The organism is Thermoanaerobaculia bacterium (genome assembly GCA_035717485.1).
GTDB lineage: Bacteria > Acidobacteriota > Thermoanaerobaculia > UBA5066 > DATFVB01 > DATFVB01.
Genome location: DASTIQ010000243.1, coordinates 1 through 17,140 on the forward strand (window position 1 = coordinate 1; position 17,140 = coordinate 17,140).

General features: G+C 70.0%; 15 protein-coding genes. 10 read left to right on the plus strand and 5 right to left on the minus strand.

The annotated features are described in order from the left end of the window. Positions 1 to 543, minus strand: a 543-nt coding sequence (locus tag VFS34_12935) for a DUF2520 domain-containing protein (protein HET9795353.1), incomplete at its 3' end; no start/stop codon positions are given. Positions 544 to 583: 40 nt separating this feature from the next. On the opposite strand from VFS34_12935, the gene hrcA reads away from it, so the two are divergent. From hrcA to VFS34_12970, 7 genes are all read left to right on the plus strand, one after another. Then, positions 584 to 1,669, plus strand: a complete 1,086-nt coding sequence (hrcA, locus tag VFS34_12940) for a heat-inducible transcriptional repressor HrcA (GenBank protein ID HET9795354.1) — start codon at positions 584 to 586, stop codon at positions 1,667 to 1,669. Beyond that, positions 1,653 to 2,264 (plus strand): nucleotide exchange factor GrpE, encoded by a 612-nt coding sequence (gene grpE, locus VFS34_12945; protein ID HET9795355.1) that lies wholly within the window; start codon positions 1,653 to 1,655, stop codon positions 2,262 to 2,264. Before hrcA ends, grpE begins: the two co-directional genes overlap by 17 nt. A 6-nt stretch (positions 2,265 to 2,270) precedes the next feature. After that, the gene (gene dnaK, locus VFS34_12950) at positions 2,271 to 4,094 is read left to right on the plus strand and encodes a molecular chaperone DnaK (GenBank protein ID HET9795356.1); all 1,824 of its coding nucleotides are present in this window, start codon (positions 2,271 to 2,273) and stop codon (positions 4,092 to 4,094) included. Further along, positions 4,091 to 5,176 (plus strand): molecular chaperone DnaJ, encoded by a 1,086-nt coding sequence (gene dnaJ / locus VFS34_12955; GenBank protein HET9795357.1) that lies wholly within the window; start codon positions 4,091 to 4,093, stop codon positions 5,174 to 5,176. Before dnaK ends, dnaJ begins: the two co-directional genes overlap by 4 nt. 112 nt (positions 5,177 to 5,288) lie before the next feature. Then, the gene (locus tag VFS34_12960; protein ID HET9795358.1) at positions 5,289 to 6,494 is read left to right on the plus strand and encodes an S-layer homology domain-containing protein; all 1,206 of its coding nucleotides are present in this window, start codon (positions 5,289 to 5,291) and stop codon (positions 6,492 to 6,494) included. Between the two features lie 288 nt (positions 6,495 to 6,782). Then, positions 6,783 to 7,964 carry an S-layer homology domain-containing protein gene (locus tag VFS34_12965; protein ID HET9795359.1) on the plus strand — a complete coding sequence of 394 codons (1,182 nt, stop codon included), beginning with the start codon at positions 6,783 to 6,785 and terminating at the stop codon, positions 7,962 to 7,964. Between the two features lie 365 nt (positions 7,965 to 8,329). Further along, positions 8,330 to 8,791 carry a 50S ribosomal protein L11 methyltransferase gene (locus tag VFS34_12970; protein ID HET9795360.1) on the plus strand — a complete coding sequence of 154 codons (462 nt, stop codon included), beginning with the start codon at positions 8,330 to 8,332 and terminating at the stop codon, positions 8,789 to 8,791. 69 nt (positions 8,792 to 8,860) lie between these two features. Here the strand turns inward: VFS34_12970 and thiD are convergent, their stop codons facing one another. Further along, positions 8,861 to 9,646 (minus strand): bifunctional hydroxymethylpyrimidine kinase/phosphomethylpyrimidine kinase, encoded by a 786-nt coding sequence (thiD, locus tag VFS34_12975; GenBank protein HET9795361.1) that lies wholly within the window; start codon positions 9,644 to 9,646, stop codon positions 8,861 to 8,863. A 99-nt stretch (positions 9,647 to 9,745) separates the two neighbouring features. Between thiD and VFS34_12980 the strand changes: the two genes are divergently transcribed. From VFS34_12980 to VFS34_12990, 3 genes are all read left to right on the plus strand, one after another. After that, positions 9,746 to 10,441, plus strand: coding sequence for a hypothetical protein (locus VFS34_12980; protein ID HET9795362.1), 696 nt, complete (start codon positions 9,746 to 9,748; stop codon positions 10,439 to 10,441). A gap of 110 nt (positions 10,442 to 10,551) precedes the next feature. Next, positions 10,552 to 11,724 (plus strand): phosphopentomutase, encoded by a 1,173-nt coding sequence (locus VFS34_12985; GenBank protein ID HET9795363.1) that lies wholly within the window; start codon positions 10,552 to 10,554, stop codon positions 11,722 to 11,724. Next, on the plus strand, positions 11,721 to 12,866 hold the full coding sequence (locus tag VFS34_12990; protein ID HET9795364.1) for a glycosyltransferase family 2 protein: 1,146 nt from the start codon (positions 11,721 to 11,723) through the stop codon (positions 12,864 to 12,866). Before VFS34_12985 ends, VFS34_12990 begins: the two co-directional genes overlap by 4 nt. A gap of 12 nt (positions 12,867 to 12,878) precedes the next feature. Here VFS34_12990 and galK read toward each other — a convergent pair whose 3' ends face one another. From galK to VFS34_13005, 3 genes are read right to left on the minus strand one after another with little or no spacing between them, the layout of a single operon-like run. After that, on the minus strand, positions 12,879 to 13,979 hold the full coding sequence (gene galK / locus VFS34_12995; GenBank protein HET9795365.1) for a galactokinase: 1,101 nt from the start codon (positions 13,977 to 13,979) through the stop codon (positions 12,879 to 12,881). Further along, positions 13,969 to 15,054, minus strand: coding sequence for a galactose-1-phosphate uridylyltransferase (gene galT, locus VFS34_13000; protein HET9795366.1), 1,086 nt, complete (start codon positions 15,052 to 15,054; stop codon positions 13,969 to 13,971). Before galT ends, galK begins: the two co-directional genes overlap by 11 nt. A 39-nt stretch (positions 15,055 to 15,093) precedes the next feature. Beyond that, positions 15,094 to 17,004, minus strand: coding sequence for a glycoside hydrolase family 2 TIM barrel-domain containing protein (locus VFS34_13005; GenBank protein HET9795367.1), 1,911 nt, complete (start codon positions 17,002 to 17,004; stop codon positions 15,094 to 15,096). Positions 17,005 to 17,140: the final 136 nt, after the last annotated feature.

The window sequence follows — 17,140 nt, forward strand, 5'->3', positions numbered from 1 at the left end:
CGCTCGCGCCGCTTCGGCGGCGAGCGCGGCGAGCGTCGCCGTCCCCCCCGCGGCCGCCGCGGCGGCGGCGTGGGAGAGCGGCTTCGCCTCGGGGGCGATGCGCCACGGGCGCGCGCCGATCCGGCGGGCGAGCCGTCCGGCGAGGGCGACGCCGGACGCGTCTCCCTCGATCGCGACGTCCGCCCCGGCCGCCGTCTCTCCGGACCTTCCCGCGAAGGACCGGAGGGGATGGAAGGAAACGACGACCGCGCCGGTTTTCCTCCATTCGCGGAGCGCGTCGGCCGCCAGCGCGCCGGAAAGATGCATCGCGCAGCCGGCACGCACCCCGGATCGAAGGAGGCGCACCGATTCGCGGGCGATCGCGTCGTCGGGAACGGCGAGAACGAGAACGTCGTACGTCGCCGGCCGCGGGCGGCGGGGCACCCAGCGGACCGGGACTCCCGCGGCCGACAAGGCCCGCGCGAGGGCGCGCCCGGCCCGCCCTCGTCCGCGGATCGCGACACGGGGAGCGGGGGAGCGTTTCGTCGGGGCGGAACGCGGCATCCGGGTTATTCTTGCATTGAATACCGATCGGAGCAGGGATTTGGCCACGCGCGACACGAACGAGCCGCTGGACGAGAGGGCCCGCGAGGTCCTGAAGGAGATCATCCGCATCCACGCGGAGACGGGCCGGCCCGTGTCGTCGCGGTCGCTCGCGAAGCGGCGGAAGTTCCACGCGTCGTCGGCGACGCTCCGCAACCTGATGGCGGACCTGACCGACTCCGGGTACCTCCAGCAGCCCCACACGTCGGCGGGACGCGTGCCGACCGAGAAGGCCTATCGGCAATACGTCCGGACGCTGATGAAGCCGAAGGAGCTCACGGCGAGCCAGCGGGAGCTCGTTTCGGTCGATCTGTCCGACGCCGGACACGATCCGAACGTCCTGTTCCCGGCCGTCTCGCGGCTCCTCTCGAAGCTCTCCGGAGAGGTGGGCGTGGTGATCGCGCCGGACGCGCGGCGATCGGTCGTGCGCGAGATCCGCTTCGTCCCGATCGGGCGGGAGAGAGCGCTCGCGATCCAGGTCGGGGACGGGGACCTCGTGTTCACCCGGCTGATCGAGACCGGCGGACGGCTCGACGCGGCGGCGCTCGAGCGGGCGGGGACGTATCTCACCGCGGAGTTCGGCGGCGCGACCCTCGTCGCGATCCGGAACCGCGTGACGCTCGCGATGCAGGAGGAGCGGTCCCGTTTCGATCATGCCCTCTTCGAGACGCTCGACCTCGCGCGCCGGGCGATCTCCCCGGCCGGTCCCGCGGACATCTATACGGAAGGGACGCGGCGACTCCTCGAGCGGCCGGAGTTCGCCGAGCCGGAGAACCTGAAGAAGGTCTACCGCGCGTTCGAGGAGAAGGCGAACCTCGTCGAGCTCCTCGACCAGTGCCTCGAGGGAGAAGGGCCGCGCATCGTGATGGGCTCGGAGAGCCATCTGACGGCCGGGAAGCCTCTTTCCGCCGTCGTCACCCGGTACGGGTCGGAAAACCGCGCTCCCGGCGTCCTCGGCATCATCGGGTCCCTCCGGATGTCCTATCCGCGGATCGTGCCGCTGGTAGAATTCCTCGGCAAGGCTCTGTCCGAAAAGCTGGACGAGCCGGCGGAAGGAGGGGATGTTTCCCATGGTCGACCGGCGTGACGACGAACCTCCCGAGGACCCGGGCGAGGAGGACGTCGTGATGGTGGAAGCGCCTTCCGAAACCCTCGAGGAGATCCTCGCGGAGGAGGAGGCCGAGGCGCGCCGCGCCGCCGATCCCGCGGCCGGCTCCGGCACGGAACTCGCCGACGCGCGCCGGGAAATCGCGGAGCTCCGCGATCGCGAGCTGCGGAAGCTCGCGGAATTCGAGAACTTCAAGAAGCGGACGGAGCGGGAGAAGTCGGACTACTTCCGGTTCGCCCTCGGCGATTTCTTCCGCGATCTCCTCCCCGTCCTCGACAACTTCGAGCGGGCGCTCGGGCACGCGCCGGCGGCCGCCGACGACGAGTACCGCCAGGGGATCGAGCTGATCTACCGCCAGTTCTCCGACGCGCTGAAGAAGCGGGGCCTGACCGAGGTGCCGACCACGGGAGCGTTCGATCCGAACGTGCACGAGGCGGTCGCGCGCGAGGAGACCGCGGGCGTCGAGCCGAACACGATCGTCGCGGTCCTCCAGAAGGGGTATTACCTCAACGACCGCCTGCTCCGGCCGGCGTTCGTCAAGGTCGCGATCCCCCCGCACGAAGAGAAGGGATAGCGGCGCTTGGGAAAGATCATCGGCATCGACCTCGGCACGACGAACTCCTGCGCCGCCGTCCTCGAGGTCTCCCAGCCGGTCGTCCTGGCCAACCGCGAGGGCGCCCGTACGACACCTTCGGTCGTCGGCCTGACGGAAGACGGCGAACGGCTCGTCGGCCAGATCGCGAAACGGCAGGCGATCACGAATCCGGTGAACACGATCTTCGCGACGAAGAGGCTCATCGGCCGGAAATTCCGCTCCGAAGAGGTCGCCCGCGCCCGGGAGATCCTCCCCTACGAGATCACCGAAGCCCCCAACGGGGACGTCAAGATCCGCGTCCGGGGCCGGGACTACAGCCCCGAGGAGATCAGCGCTTTCGTGCTGAAGGAAATCCGGGAGTTCGCGGAGGACGCGCTCGGCGAGGAGATCACCGAGGCGATCATCACGGTCCCGGCGTACTTCGACGACGCGCAGCGGCAGGCCACGAGAGACGCCGGCCGGCTCGCCGGTCTGGAAGTCCAGCGCATCATCAACGAGCCGACGGCGGCGGCGCTCGCCTACGGCGCGAACCGGCGGGGGAGCGAGACGGTCGCCGTCTACGACCTCGGCGGAGGGACGTTCGACATCTCGATCCTCCAGCTCGGCGACGGAATCTACGAGGTGAAGTCGACGTCGGGCGACACGTACCTCGGCGGCGAAGACTTCGACAAACGGATCATGGACTGGCTCCTCGAGGACTTCCAGAAATCGACCGGCATCGACCTTCGCCAGGACCGGATGGCGCTCCAGCGCCTCAAGGAGGCCGCGGAAAAGGCCAAGTGCGAGCTCTCGACGGCGACCGAGGCGACGATCACCCTTCCCTTCATCTCGGCCGACGCGACCGGGCCGAAACACATCAACCGCGTGCTCACGCGGGGCGTCTTCGAGACGCTCGTCGCGGATCTCATCGAGCGCACGGCGGGGCCGTGCCGGGACGCGCTGCAGGCGGCCGGGCTCCGCCCCCAGGAGATCGACACCGTGATCCTGGTGGGGGGGCAGACCCGCACCCCGAAAGTCCAGCAGATGGTCAAGGAGATCTTCGGGAAGGAGCCGTCGCGCGACATCAATCCCGACGAGGTCGTCGCCGTCGGCGCGGCCATCCAGGGAAGCGTCCTCCGTGGAGAGATCAAGGACGTGGTCCTCCTCGACGTCACGCCGCTCTCCCTCGGCATCGAGACGCACGGCGGGATCTTCGAGAAGCTGATCGAGCGGAACGCGACGATTCCGACGAAGAACTCGAAGATCTTCACGACCGTCGTCGACAATCAGTCCGCCGTCGAGATCCACGTGCTCCAGGGGGAGCGCGGCCTCGCCCGGGACAACAAGTCTCTCGGGCGCTTCGACCTGATCGGCATCCCGGCCGCGCCGCGCGGCGTGCCGCAGATCGAGGTGACGTTCGCGATCGACTCGAACGGGATCGTGAGCGTCTCCGCGCGCGACCAGGCGACGGGCAAGGCGCAGGGGATCCAGATCACGCCGGCCGGCGGCCTTTCCGCGCGCGAGATCGAGAAGCTGATCCGGGAGGCCGAGGAAAACACGGCCGCGGACGAGCAGCGGCGCGAGCTGCGGCGCACGCGAACGCGGCTCGAGGGCCTCGTCGCGTCCAACGAGAGGGTCTTCGGCGAATTCGGGAAGCTCCTCTCGGCCGACGAGCGGGAGAGGGTGCAGGAGACGTTCAAGCGCGCGCACCAGGCGTGCGTGTCCGAGATCGAGAAGGACATCCAGAACGCGCTCGCCGACATGCAGGGAATCTCGAAGGTCCTCACCCAGGCGATGCTGAAGCGCAACCCCTCGCCGCCCGCCGCATGAAGCGCGACTACTACGAGATCCTCGGCGTCGGCCGCGACGCCGGCGCGGCGGAGCTCAAGTCCGCGTACCGGAAGCTCGCGATCCAGTTCCACCCGGACAAGAACCCGGGCGACCCGGAGGCCGCCGAGAGGTTCAAGGAGGCATCGGAGGCGTACGCCGTCCTCTCGGACGCCGAGAAGCGCCAGCGCTACGACCGGTTCGGCCACGAGGGACTGCGCGGGGGCGCCGGCGGATTCGATCCCTCGGCGTTCGGCGATTTCGCCGACCTGTTCGGGCAGTTCTTCGGCGGCGGATTCGGGCGATCGGCATCCCCGCCGGGCGAGGACCTCGTCGCGCGCCTCGAGATCACCTTCGAGCAGGCCGCCTTCGGCACCGAGCAGTCGGTCACGGTCGAGCGGTACGAGCGCTGCGAGGAGTGCGGCGGGTCCGGCGCCGAGAAGGGGACCCGCCCCACGACGTGCGCGACCTGCCGCGGACGCGGCCAGGTTCGCTTTTCCCAGGGCTTCTTCACGATGGCGCGGACGTGTCCGGCCTGCCGCGGCGAGGGAACGCGGATCGAGAAGCCGTGCCCGTCCTGCCGCGGGGAGGGGCGCCGCCCCGCCGAGAGGAGCCTCACCGTGCGGATCCCCGGCGGCGTCGAGACCGGAACGCGCCTGCGGCTCGCGAGCGAGGGCAACGCCGCCCCCCGCGGCGGCGTCGCCGGGGACCTGTACGTCGTCCTCGACGTGGCGGAGCACGATCTCTTCCGCCGCGAGCGCGACGACGTGATCCTCGACCTCGAGCTGCCGTATCCGGTCTTCGTCCTCGGAGCGGAGATCGAGGTTCCGACGCTCGACGGGGAGGAGAAGATCACGATCGCTCCGGGAACGTCCTCCCAGGCCGAGATCCGCCTGCGCCGGAAGGGGGTCGCGCGCCTCGGCGCCTCCGGTCGCGGAGACCAGATCGTCCGCCTCGCCGTCAAGGTGCCGAAGTCGCCCTCGAAGGAGGAGCGCGAGCTCCTCGAAAGCTACGCCCGCCTCGTCGGCGCGCCGGCGCCGAAGAAGAGCAGCTTCGCGAAGGTGAAGAAGATCTTCGAGAGCTGACGTCCCGGAAGTCGCTTTCGGTTCTTCCGGAGCGCCCGGGGGCGGGCGGCCCGTCGCCGTGGCGGACACGGCCGGGTTCGCGTATAGTTTTCCGCCAAAAGGGGAGGAAAATATGCGCGCCCGCAAAGCCGGTACGGTTCTCGCCGGGATTTCCTGCCTGGTCGTGTTCGCAGGCTTCGCCGTTCGCGTGGTGGCGGATTGTTCGAGCTTCGGCCTTCCGTTCACCGATCTCGGAACGACGAGCTTCTGCGCCCAGATCGCCGAGGCGTACTACACGGGTTTGAGCAACGGCACGAGCGCCACGACGTACTCGCCGACGCAGAACGTCCCGCGCGAGCAGATGGCGGCGTTCGTGACGAGGACGCTCGACAAGAGCCTCTCGCGCGGGAGCCACCGGGCCGCCCTCCAGCGGTTCTGGACGCTCACGCCGCACTTCGACATCAACTTCGGCGTGACGGCGGTCGGCACGACCCCGGAAAGCATCGCGCCCGACGGCACGGACGTCTGGGTCGGGGCCAACGACGGCACCGTCACCCGCGTGCGCGGCTCCGACGGAGCGGTCCTCGATACGTGGACGACGGGAGCAGGGGTCGGCGACTGCGCGGTCCTCGCGGTCATGGGGAAGGTGTTCGTGAGCGCGGACGGGACCCTCTACTCGATCGATCCGACGCACGACCACACGACGGCGCCGACGCAGCTCGCTGCCGCGCACATGGCGCTCGCGCTGGCATTCGACGGTTCGAAGATCTGGAGCGCGGCCGACGAAGCCGGAATCGACATCTTCACCCCGGGAGCATCGACGCCGTGGTCGTACGTGAATTTCCAGGGGAGCAGCCCCGATCCCTCCCAGCCGCCCAGCATTCCGAGCGGAATCGTCTGGGACGGCGCGAACATGTGGACTCCCGATCGCGGCGACGGGACGCTGAAGAAGCTGAGCACCGACGGATCGACGACCGTTCAGAACGTGGACCTCGGCGGGCTCGGCACCTCGACGGGCGGGATCGTGTTCGACGGCACGAACCTCTGGGTACCGACATCGAAGGACTCGGTCTACTCGGTCTACGTCGTCCGCGCCTCGACCGGGTCCGTCGTGCGGATCCTGACGGGAAACGGGCTCTCCGGCCCGGGCGCGATCGCGTTCGACGGACAGCGCATCCTCGTGGCCAACAGCAACTCGACCGTGTCGCTCTTCCAGGCGACGTCGCTCGAGCCGATCGGGAGCTTCCCGACGGGGGCCGCGCTCGGTTTCGCGGCGGCGAGCGACGGGCTGAACTTCTGGCTCACCCTGCCGCTCGCGAATCAGCTCGTCCGTTACTGAGAGTCGAGCGATCGCGGGGGAGGGTCGGCCGGCGTCCCTCGTCTCCGGCTGACGCCAGCGCCGAGCGAGCGTCCGGGCGCGTGTCCGGAACGGGGCTTTCGGTCCCGTCCCGAAGTGTCGACGCGCGGGGCGCTCCGCCACGAATCGCATCGCTGTCTTCGACGAGACAGGAACGAAGGCGATTCCGATGCATGCATGATCGCCGCCTGACCGACGCCGGGAGAGGTCGCGCCGGCGCTCGCCACGCCGTTGGCTGTATGATCGACACCATTTCAGAAAAGAGGGTTCATGCGCTTTTTCCGGGACATCTCTAAGTTCTTCGCCGTGTTGTGCTGCGCGGTCATGTTCGGCGGCTTCGGCCTGCGTGTTCTCGCGGACTGTTCCGCGTTCGGCCTGCCTTTCACCGATCTCGGGACGACGTCCTTCTGCGCCCAGATCGCCGAGGCGTACTACACGGGTTTGACCAACGGCACGAGCGCGACGGCCTATTCGCCGACCCAGAACGTTCCGCGCGAACAGATGGCGGCCTTCGTGACCCGCACACTCGACAAGAGCCTGTCGCGGGGAAGCCGGCGGGCGGCGCTCCAGCAGTTCTGGACGACGACGCCCGAATACGCCAACGGCCTGGGGACGGTGACCGTGGGCTCCGGAGGGGGAATCCTGGCCCAGAGCGACGGCGAGAACGTGTGGGTTCCCTTCTCTGCTTCCGTGTACAGCGTTCACACGAGCGACGGTAAGGTGACGGGGCCCTGGACCGGAGCGACGGGGGCTTACGGGGTTGTCGTGGCGATGGGAAAGGTGTTCATCTCGGGATCGGGCAGCCCGGGCGCGCTCTTCATGATCGATCCGAGCGCCGCTCCCACCGCGGTGACGACCGTCTCGAGCTCCCTGGGGGACGTTCCGAACGGCCTGACGTTCGATGGGCAGAGCATCTGGACCGCGAACGAATCCGGCTCGGTCTCGAAGATCACACCCACCGGAGTGGGCACCTGGAGCGTCGGGACGGTGTCGACCGGCGGTGGCAGCGCTCCCCGTTCGGCGATTTTCGACGGCCAGCACGTCTGGGTCTCGGATGCCGGCGTCAACCATGCGCTTCTCGAGCTCGACTCTGCGGGAGCCATCCTGAAGACCGTGACGGTCGGCCAGAGCCCCGGACAGATCGTCTTCGACGGGACGAACATCTGGGCTCCGAACTTCGACAACTCCGTGAGCGTGGTGCGTGTTTCCGACGGCCTGGTCGTCGCCACCCTGACCGGAAACGGGCTCAATCAGCCCGCTGCGGCGGCATTCGACGGGCAGAGGATTCTGGTGACGAACAGCGGGGATAGTTCCGTCTCTCTCTTCCAGGCCACGAGTCTCGCCCCGATCGGCCACGTCGCCACGGGCCTCCCGGGCATTTTCGGGTCCTGCAGCGACGGCCGGGACTTCTGGATCGTTTCCACCGGCACGAACAAGATCGCGCGATTCTGACCGGCCCCCGCTACTCCCGTCTCCTTCTCGCGCCCGAAGACGCCGAACGGGCGTGGGGCGCGCTCTACCGGGAGGGCGCGCTGGGGGGATGGGAGCGCGAAGAGCCGCCGCCTCCCGTCTTCGTCGCGGCCTTCGCCGCAAAGGACTCGGCGGCGCGCGCCCTGGCCGCGCTCGCCGCCGAAGGCGTCCCGGCGCGGCTCGAAGAAGACGTCGAATCGCCGGATCCGTTCGCCGCCCATCGGGCATCGCTCTCGCCGTTTCCGGCGGGGCGGTTCCGGATCGATCCGCGCGGTGAACCGGACGGGTCCTTCGCCGGCGGTGCGGACGATCTCTGGATTCCGGCGCACGGCGCGTTCGGCACCGGGTTGCACGCGTCGACGCGGGGGATCCTTCTCTGGCTCGACGGGGCGGACCTCGCGGGCCGGCGCGTGCTCGACGTCGGGTGCGGCAGCGCGATCCTCGCGATCGCCGCCGAGCGGCGCGGCGCGTCGGCGGCCGTCGCCTTCGATCTCGACGCCGACGCGGTGTTCGAGGCGCGCCGCAATCTCGAGCGCAACGGCGCGCGGCGCGTGCGGCTCTACGCGGGCGAGCTCGCGGCGCTCGCGGGCAGGTTCGACGTCGTGCTCGCCAACATGATCTGGGAGGAGTCGTCGCCCCTCGTGCCGTCGATGGCGGCCCTCCTCCCGCCCGGAGGCCGCGTCGTGCTCTCGGGGATCCTCGACGAGCGGGAAGGAGACGCCCGGCGCGGGATCGACGCGGCTGGGCTCGAGCTCGAGTCCGTCGAATCCGAGGACGAATGGCGAACCGCCGTTGCGGTGAAGCGATGACGGTCTCCCCGGGTTGACGGCTCTCGTCCCATCGCGACGCGGATTCGGTCCGCGAAGCCGCCTCCGCGGCTAGAAATGTCCGGGAGTGCCCTTTCCCTTTCCCGGAAACAATCCCCGCCCCAGCGCCCTCCGGAGATACTCGATTCCATCGCGAACCGCATCGGCCATCGGCGCGCCGCGGGCGAGGTTGGCCGCGATCGCCGAGGAGAGAGTGCAGCCCGTGCCGTGCGTTGCCTCGGTATCGATCCGGAAGTTCCGGAAATCGATGAACTTCCGTCCGTCGAAGAAGAGGTCCCGGATTTCGCGCCCTTCCGCGTGCCCGCCCTTGATCAGGACCGCCTGCGCGCCGAGGTCCGCGAGCACGCCGGCCGCGAGGCGGAGATCTCCCTCGTCGCGGATCGCAAAACCCGCGATCGCCGCCGCCTCCGGAAGGTTGGGAGTCACGAGCGCGGCGATCGGGAAGAGCTCCCGTTTCATCGCCGCGAGCGCGAGGGGGGAGAGCAACCGCGCGCCCGACGTCGCGTGGACGATGGGGTCGAGCACGACGTTCTTCGCCTTTCCCTTCCGCAGGGCGCGCGCGGTCGCGGAGACGTTCGCGGCGTTCCCGAGCATCCCGACCTTGACGGCGCGAGGCGCGGCGTCGGAGAGGATCGCGGCGATCTGTTCGGAGAGCAGGGCGGCCGCGACCGCCTGGGTCCGGGTGATCCCTCGCGTGTTCTGGACGGTGATCGCGGCGACGGCGACGGTGCCGAACACCCGGTGCGCCGCGAAAGTCATCAGATCGGCGACGATTCCCGCGCCTCCGCCCGGATCGACGCCCGCGATCGTGAGCGCCACCGGGAGAGGGGCCGTCATTCCGACAGTGTACCTCCCCGGAGGCCGGAGTCCCGGAAAGGTTGACCCGCGCTCCCCGTTCCGGTACCGTTCGCCCTTCCGGCGGGGGAAAGGGAAGAAATGGCGAAAAAGCTGCGGCGAGAGGACTTGAAGCGGGACGAGGTCATGGAGACCGTGGGGAAGGGGCTCCAGTTCGTCTCCGTCCACCGGAAGGGCAGCGTCGAAACCGTCGGGATCGCCGTCGCGCTGGCGGCGTTGATCGGGGCTTTCGTCGCCTTCCGCGCGCATCGCGAGACGCAGGCCGCGGACCACCTCTCCCGGGCGCTGACCGCCCTCTCGGCGCCGCTCGCGTCCGATCCTTCCGCGGGCACGGCCGCGAAGACGTACGCCACCGCCGCGGAGCGCAGCGCGGACGCGAACCGCGAGCTCACCGCGGCCGCCGACTTCGGAGCGACGAAGTCCGGCCGGGCCGCCGCCGTCATCCTCGCCGCGCAAGGCGGCTCGAAGGACACGGGCGCCTTCGACCGTTTCGCCCGGAGCGGGAAGAACGCCGTCGCCGCCGCCGCGGAGCTCGATTCCTATCGCACGATGAGCGACTCGGGGAAGACGACCGAGGCGATCGCGGCGGTCAAGCGCGCGATCGAAACCTCCTCGACGGCCGTGCCGAAAGACGCGCTGCTCGCCGAGCTGGGTGCGCTGTACGAACGCTCGGGCTCGCCCGTCGACGCGCGGGCGACCTACCAGCGGCTCGTCAGCGAATACCCCGATTCGGCCTATGCGTCCGACGCCCAGAGCCGCATCGGGCAGCTGCAGTAACACGGCAATCCCGACATCCGAATTTCGACATCCGGAACGGATTCGAAATTCAACGCACCCGAAGCGGGACTCGAAGCTCCGCCGCGGCGGTGTGACTCCCGGCGAGTCCCGTGCCTAGCGTCTCGCGCCGCCGCCGCGCGGTCGTGCTCGTCTGCGACGGCCTCGGGGTCGGCGCCGCTCCCGACGCCGGCCGGTACGGGGACGAGGGAAGCGACACGCTCGGGCACGTTCTGGACGCGTCGCGGGTGGAGCTGCCGGCGCTGACGGCCATGGGTCTCCTCCGATCCGGGAGGCGCGGCGGAGATGCGCCGGACTCGGCGTGGGGCCGGATGCGCGAAGTCTCGGCCGGGAAGGATTCGACCACCGGCCACTGGGAGATGATGGGCCTCGCGACGCGGGAGCCGTTCCCGCTCTATCCGGAGGGATTCCCGAGCGACGTGCTCGATCCGATCGAGCGGGAGATCGGCGTCCGGTTCCTGGGCAACGTCCCGGCGTCGGGGACGGAGATCATTCGCGAGCTCGGGCCGGAGCATCTCGCGACGAAGCGGCCGATCCTCTACACGTCCGGAGACTCGGTCTTCCAGATCGCGGCGCACGAGTCGGTCATCCCGCCCGGGGAGCTCTGGGAGATGTGCGCCGTGGCCCGGCGGCACCTCGTCCCCCCGCACGGCGTCGGGCGGGTGATCGCGCGGCCCTTCGCCGGCGAGCCGGGCGCCTTCGTCCGCACCGCGAGCCGGCGCGACTTCTCCGCGGCGCCTCCCGCCCCCACCTTCCTCGATCGCGCGGTGGCCGCGGGTCTCCGCACGTACGGCGTCGGGAAGATCGTAGATCTCTTCGCCGGCAGGGGGCTTTCGGGATTCGCGTACTCGGCGTCGGACGCGGACGGCGTCGTTCGCACCGCGGGCCGGATGGAGGCGGGGGAAGACGATTTCATCTTCGCGAATCTCGTCGACTTCGACAGCAAGTACGGCCACCGGAGCGACCCGGCGGGTTTCGCGGGAAACCTCCGCGCGCTCGACCGCGCGATCCCGGCGCTCCGCGAGGCGCTCCGGCCCGGCGATCTCCTGTTCCTGACGGCCGACCACGGATGCGATCCTTCGGACGCCTCGACCGACCACACGCGCGAGGAGGTCCCGTTCCTCGTCGCCGGGCCGGCCGTCCGCTCCGGCGCGGAGCTCGGCACGCGAACGACGTTCGCCGATCTCGCGGCGACGCTCGAGGAATGGTTCGGGATTCCCCCCGGTCCGGAAGGCACGAGCGCGCTCGCCGACATCGTTCGATGACGGCCCTGGCGGGCGCCGCCGCGGCGGCGGCCCTGATTTCGCTCCTCCTCCTCGGCGTGAACGTCCTCGTCTTTCGGCCGCTCGGCGAGGCCGCCCCCCCGCTCGAGTGGCCGAGCGTCTCGGTCGTCATCCCCGCCCGGGACGAGGAGCGCGACCTCGCGCGCACTCTCGAGGCCCACGCGGAGAGCTCGTATCCGCGCCTGGAAGTGATCGTCGTCGACGACCGGTCGACCGACCGTACGGGCGAGATCGCCCGCCGATTCGCGGAACGGGACGCCCGCTTCCGCGTCGTTACCGGCGTCGAGCCGCCGCCCGGCTGGCTCGGAAAGCCCCACGCCCTCCACGAAGGCGCGGGAGCCGCGTCGGGGGAGTGGCTGCTCTTCGCCGACGCGGACGTCGTCTACGGACGCGACGCGATTCGCCGCGCCGTGGCGGCCGCGCTCCGGCGGAGCCTCGCGCTCCTCTGTCTGCTGCCGCGCCTCGAGACGCGCGGCTTCTGGGAGGGCGTCGTCATGCCGAACATCTACGCGCTCCTCTATCTCGGCCCGGGATTCGTCACGCAGATCGACCGGGTGAAGGCGTTCGCCGGGGGGAGCGGCAGCGGAAATCTCGTCGAGAGGCGCGGCTACGAGGCTTCGGGCGGCCATGCGGCGATCCGGGACGCGGTCATCGACGATCTCGGCCTGGCGATCTCGATGAAGCGCGCCGGGAAGCGGACCCGGGCATTTCCGGCGTACGACGACGTGCGCGTGCGGATGTATCGCGGATTCCGGGAGGCGTTCGACGGGTTCTCGAAAAACGTGGCGTATCTCGGTCCGCCGGTTCCGGCGCTGATCCTTCCGCTCGCGATGTTCGTCCTGGCCGCCGCCCCGTGGCTGGTTCTCGCCTTGCCGGCGAGCTCCCTCGCGAAGGCGTTCGCGGCGGCGGCGATCGCGGCGACCCTTCTCGGCCGCGTCGCGGTGGCGCGCGTGACGCGAACGCCGGTCTGGAGCGCGCTCTTCCATCCCCTGATGATCGGCGTCTGGACCGGGATCGCGATGCGGTCGTGGTACCGGAGGGTCGTCCGCCGGCAGGTGATCTGGAGGGGAAGGACGCTGGCCGCTCCGAACGAGAAGCGCGAGGATTCGCGCGGGATGCCGTGACGCCGCGGCGCGTCAGGTCGCCGGAACCAGGACCGCGGCCCGCTTTCGCGTCAGCCCGTCGTATTTCGCGGCGATCGCCCGCGACGCGCGCGCCGCCTCTCCCCGCCGGGCGAGCATCACGACGGCGCCGCCGAAGCCGCCGCCCGTGATCCTCGCCCCGAGGATTCCCGGCTCCGAGCGCGCGAGGTCGATCATCGCGTCGATCTCCGGCGTCGAGACTTCGAAGTCCTCGGCGAGCGACCGGTGGGATTCGAAGAACGCCCGGCCCGCATCGTCGATCCGCTCGTCGCGGAACGCGGCGACGGTCTCGAGGACGCGCTCGTTCTCGGTCACGACGTGGCGGGCCCGCCGGTTGAGCGGCGGCTCGAGGAGGTCGATCCGGGGCAGGTCTTCCGGCCCGAGCTCGCGAAGAGTCTCGACGCCGAGCCGCGCCGCGGCCAGCGTGCATTCGGCCCGGCGGGTCTTGTAGCCGCCGGTCTCGTTGCGGTGGGCAACGCCCGAGTGCACGACGGCGAGCTCGGCGGCGCGCGGAAGAGGAACGAGCTCGAATTCGAGGTCGCGGGTGTCGAGGAACATCGCGCGATCCGGGGTCGCGAACGTCACGGCCATCGGATCCATCATGCCCACGGGCGCGCCGATGAACTCGTTCTCCGCCCGGCGGGCGAGGATCGCCAGCTCGCGGTCGCCGAGCGGGAGGGCGAAGGCGTCGCGCAGGGCGCGAAGGAGCGAGACGGAGAGCGCCGCGCTCGAGGAGAGCCCGCTGCCCGGAGGGATCGACGACGTGATCCGCACTTCGAAGCCGCCGATCGGGAGGGGCTCGGCGGCGGCGACGAACGTCACCGCCTGGACGTAGTCGAGCCAGCCCCGGCCGCGCTTCTCGGCGCCGAGCGCGAATTCCTCGACCCCGGAGCCGATCTCGCGGCTCCAGGCCCGAACCCGTTTTCCGGCCGACCGGGCGAGCTCGACTTCGGTGCGCTGCGGAATCGCGGCCGGAAACACGAATCCGGCGTTGTAGTCGGTGTGGTCGCCCATCAGGTTCACCCGGCCCGGCGCCTCGGCGCGGCACTCGGGCACGCGCCCGAAGAGATCGGAAAAGGAGAGGTCAGCCGACATCGGCCAGGACGCGCCGGAGCTCCTCCGCCTTCTCCTCGGGGAGCGTGTCGGCGGTGAAGACGCCGGCGCCCATCTCGCTTCCCGCGAGGTATTTCAGCCGGTCGCTCCGCCGGTAGGCGGGATAGAACTCGAGGTGCACGTGGGCCTCGGGATGCGGGCGGCCGTCGGTCGGCGCCTGATGGAAGGAGGCGATGTACGGGAAGGGGCGGTTCCACAGGCCGTCGTACTTCAGGAGGATCGTCTTCAGCGCGCGGGCGAAATCGGCGCGCTCGGCGGCGTCGAGGTCGGCGAGCGAGGGCGCCGCCCGACGGGTCGCGATCCAGACCTCGTACGAGTAGCGCGCGAAGACGGGGACGAACGCGACCACGTGCGCCCCCTCGTACACCACGTGCCGGCCTCCGCGTCCGAGCTCTTCCTCGACGATCGTCTGGAGCAGCCCGCGCCCGTTCTCGGCGAGGAACGCCGCCTGGAGCGCGAGCTCGCGCGCGGGGATCGGCGGCACGAACGGATACGCGTAGATCTGGCCGTGCGGATGCGGCAGGGTGACCCCGACCTCGGCTCCGCGGTTCTCGAAAGGAAACACGTATTCGACGTCGTCGAGCGCTCCGAGCTCGCGCCAGCGGTCCGCCCAGACTTCGAGGAGGAGCTCGATCTGATCGAGGGGAAGCGACCCGAGCGTGGTCCGGGGATCGCGCGTGAAGACGACGACCTCGCACACGCCGCGCGCGGGCCGCGTCGGGATCGGCAGGAGCGGCGGATCGTGGGCGGTCTCGGCGAGCGTCGGAAAGAGGTTCTGGAAGACGGCGATGTCGTAGTCGCCGGCGGGAAGCTCGGTCGGTTTCCGCGGATCGGCCGTCGGCGCGAGCGGGTTGCCCTCCTTCGGCATGAACGTCCGGTCTTGCCGGTACTGGGCATAGGCGACCCATTCCCCGCGGAGCGGGTGCCAGCGCAGGTGCGGGTTGGGCCGGGATGGCGCGGATTCCGGGCTGGTCGCGACGATCCCCTCCGGGATCGGCCGCCGGGAGTAGAGGATCAGGTCGCGCCCGTCGGGTTTTCGGAGGACCCTCTTCTCCATGCGCTGCGCGAGGGGGGATTCGATCGCCACGGCGCGACGCTACACCGACGAGCCCGCCGGCGGAAGCGCGGCGGACGGGATCTCTTCGCTCTCCGCGGGCTCGTCCGGCGAGCCGCCGGGGAGCGCCATTCGCGCCTTGAGCCGGGTGGCGTCGGGAGTCGACGCTCCCGTGTCCTTCGCTTCCGGAACGATCCCGGTCGCTTCGGCGATCGACTCAAACGGAATCTTCGGGGTGCGGTCCGCGTAGAGGAGGCCGTTGGTCTCCTGATACGTGTCGGCGAACTGCGTGTAACAGAAGCCCGCGAGCACGTCGAGGCCCCGCACCGCGGCGAGGAGGCGGCGATAGAGCTGTTCGAACGCTTCGGCCGTCGGCACGCGTCGATAACCCCAGTGGTGGACGGCGCCGAGATCGATCGTGATCCCGCCGAATTCCGAGAGCATCAGCGGCTGGCGCGCGTGCTCCTTCAGCACGAGGAGCCGCCCGCCGGGCCTCTCCCGCCGCAGCAGACTCGGGAGCACCTCTTCGGTCTGGTATCGGCGCGCGAGCCGGTCGGGATCCGTGTCGTAATCGTGGACCCCGAGGATGTCGGTCGCGACACTCTCCCATCCGTCGTTGCCGATGACCGGGCGGGTCGGATCGATCGTCTTCGTCAGGTGATAGAGCGCCTGCACGTAGTCGCGCTCCGCGGGATTCTCGGGAAGGTTCGGAACTCCCCACGATTCGTTGAAGGGAACCCACGCCACGATGCACGGATGGCTGACGTCCCGGTTGAGCACGTCGAGCCACTCCCGGGTCAGCCGTTCGACCGAGTCGCGCGTGAATCGGTACGCGCTCGGCATCTCCTCCCAGACGAGGATTCCCAGCCGGTCCGCCCAGTAGAGGTAGCGGGGATCCTCGACCTTCTGATGCTTGCGCACGCCGTTGAAGCCCATGTGCTTGACGAGCAGCACGTCCCGGCGGAGCGCCTCGTCGTCGGGGGCGGTCAGGCCGGTCTCGGGCCAGTATCCCTGGTCGAGCACCATCCGAAGCGGAAACGGCCGGCCGTTCAGCATGAAGCGGTCGCCCTGCGTGCCGATCGCTCGGATCGCGGTGTAGCTCTCGAGCCGATCGAGGACGCGGCCCGAGGGGTCCCTCAGCTCGATCTCCGCATCGATCAGGGTCGGGCGCGCCGGGCTCCAGAGGAGCTCGTTGCGGTAATCGTCGATTCCCGGGTCGGAGAGCACGATCCGCCGGTGGACCTCTCCGGCGACGACGCGGCACGTGTCCTCGGCGAGCAGCTCGCCGCGCGCGTGGAGGCGATAGGCGACCGTCAGATCGTCGCTCGGGCCGCCGCGGATCGCCGTTTCGACGCCGATCTCCCACCGCTCGACGTTCGGCGTCCAGCGGAGAAATTCGAAGAAGCGGGGCGGGACGACCTCCATCCAGACGGTCTGCCAGATTCCGGTCGTCCGCGGATACCAGATGCCGTGCGGCTCGAGCTTCCAGTCCTGCTTCCCCCGGGGCTTGGCGAGGTCGGCCGGGTCGTCTTCCGCGCGGACGACGAGCTCGTGCTCGCCGTCTCCCGCGAGGAGGTGGGTGAGGTCGATCGTGAAGGGCGTGTAGCCCCCGACGTGTCTGCCGACCATCGTGCCGTTCCAGAAGACGGAGGCGATGTGATCGACGGCGCCGAAATGGAGGAGGAGCCGTTCGTCCTCGGCGAGCGGCGGCGCCGCGACGCGGCGGCGGTACCAGACGGCGCGATACAGGCCGGTGTCGCCGATTCCGCTGGCGGGCGTTTCAGGGGAGAAAGGCACCGTGATCCGCCGCTCCCAGGTCACCGGGCGAGGAGTCCTCCAGCGGTTTTCGGCGTCGATCGCGAAATCCCAGGGGCCGTCGAGCGAGATCCAGCGGCCGCGACTCATCTGGGGCCGCGGATATCCGTGGCCGTGACTGGTCGCCATTCCGCTCATCGGGCGGAATTCCTGCAAAATCGCAGCCAGCACGCCGGTTTCGCCACGCTCGCGGAGCTCGGATCGCGAACGGCCCGATCCACCGACCGCCGCGCGGCGAGCGGGTTAAGGGGGCCGGCCCGGCCTAATACACGAT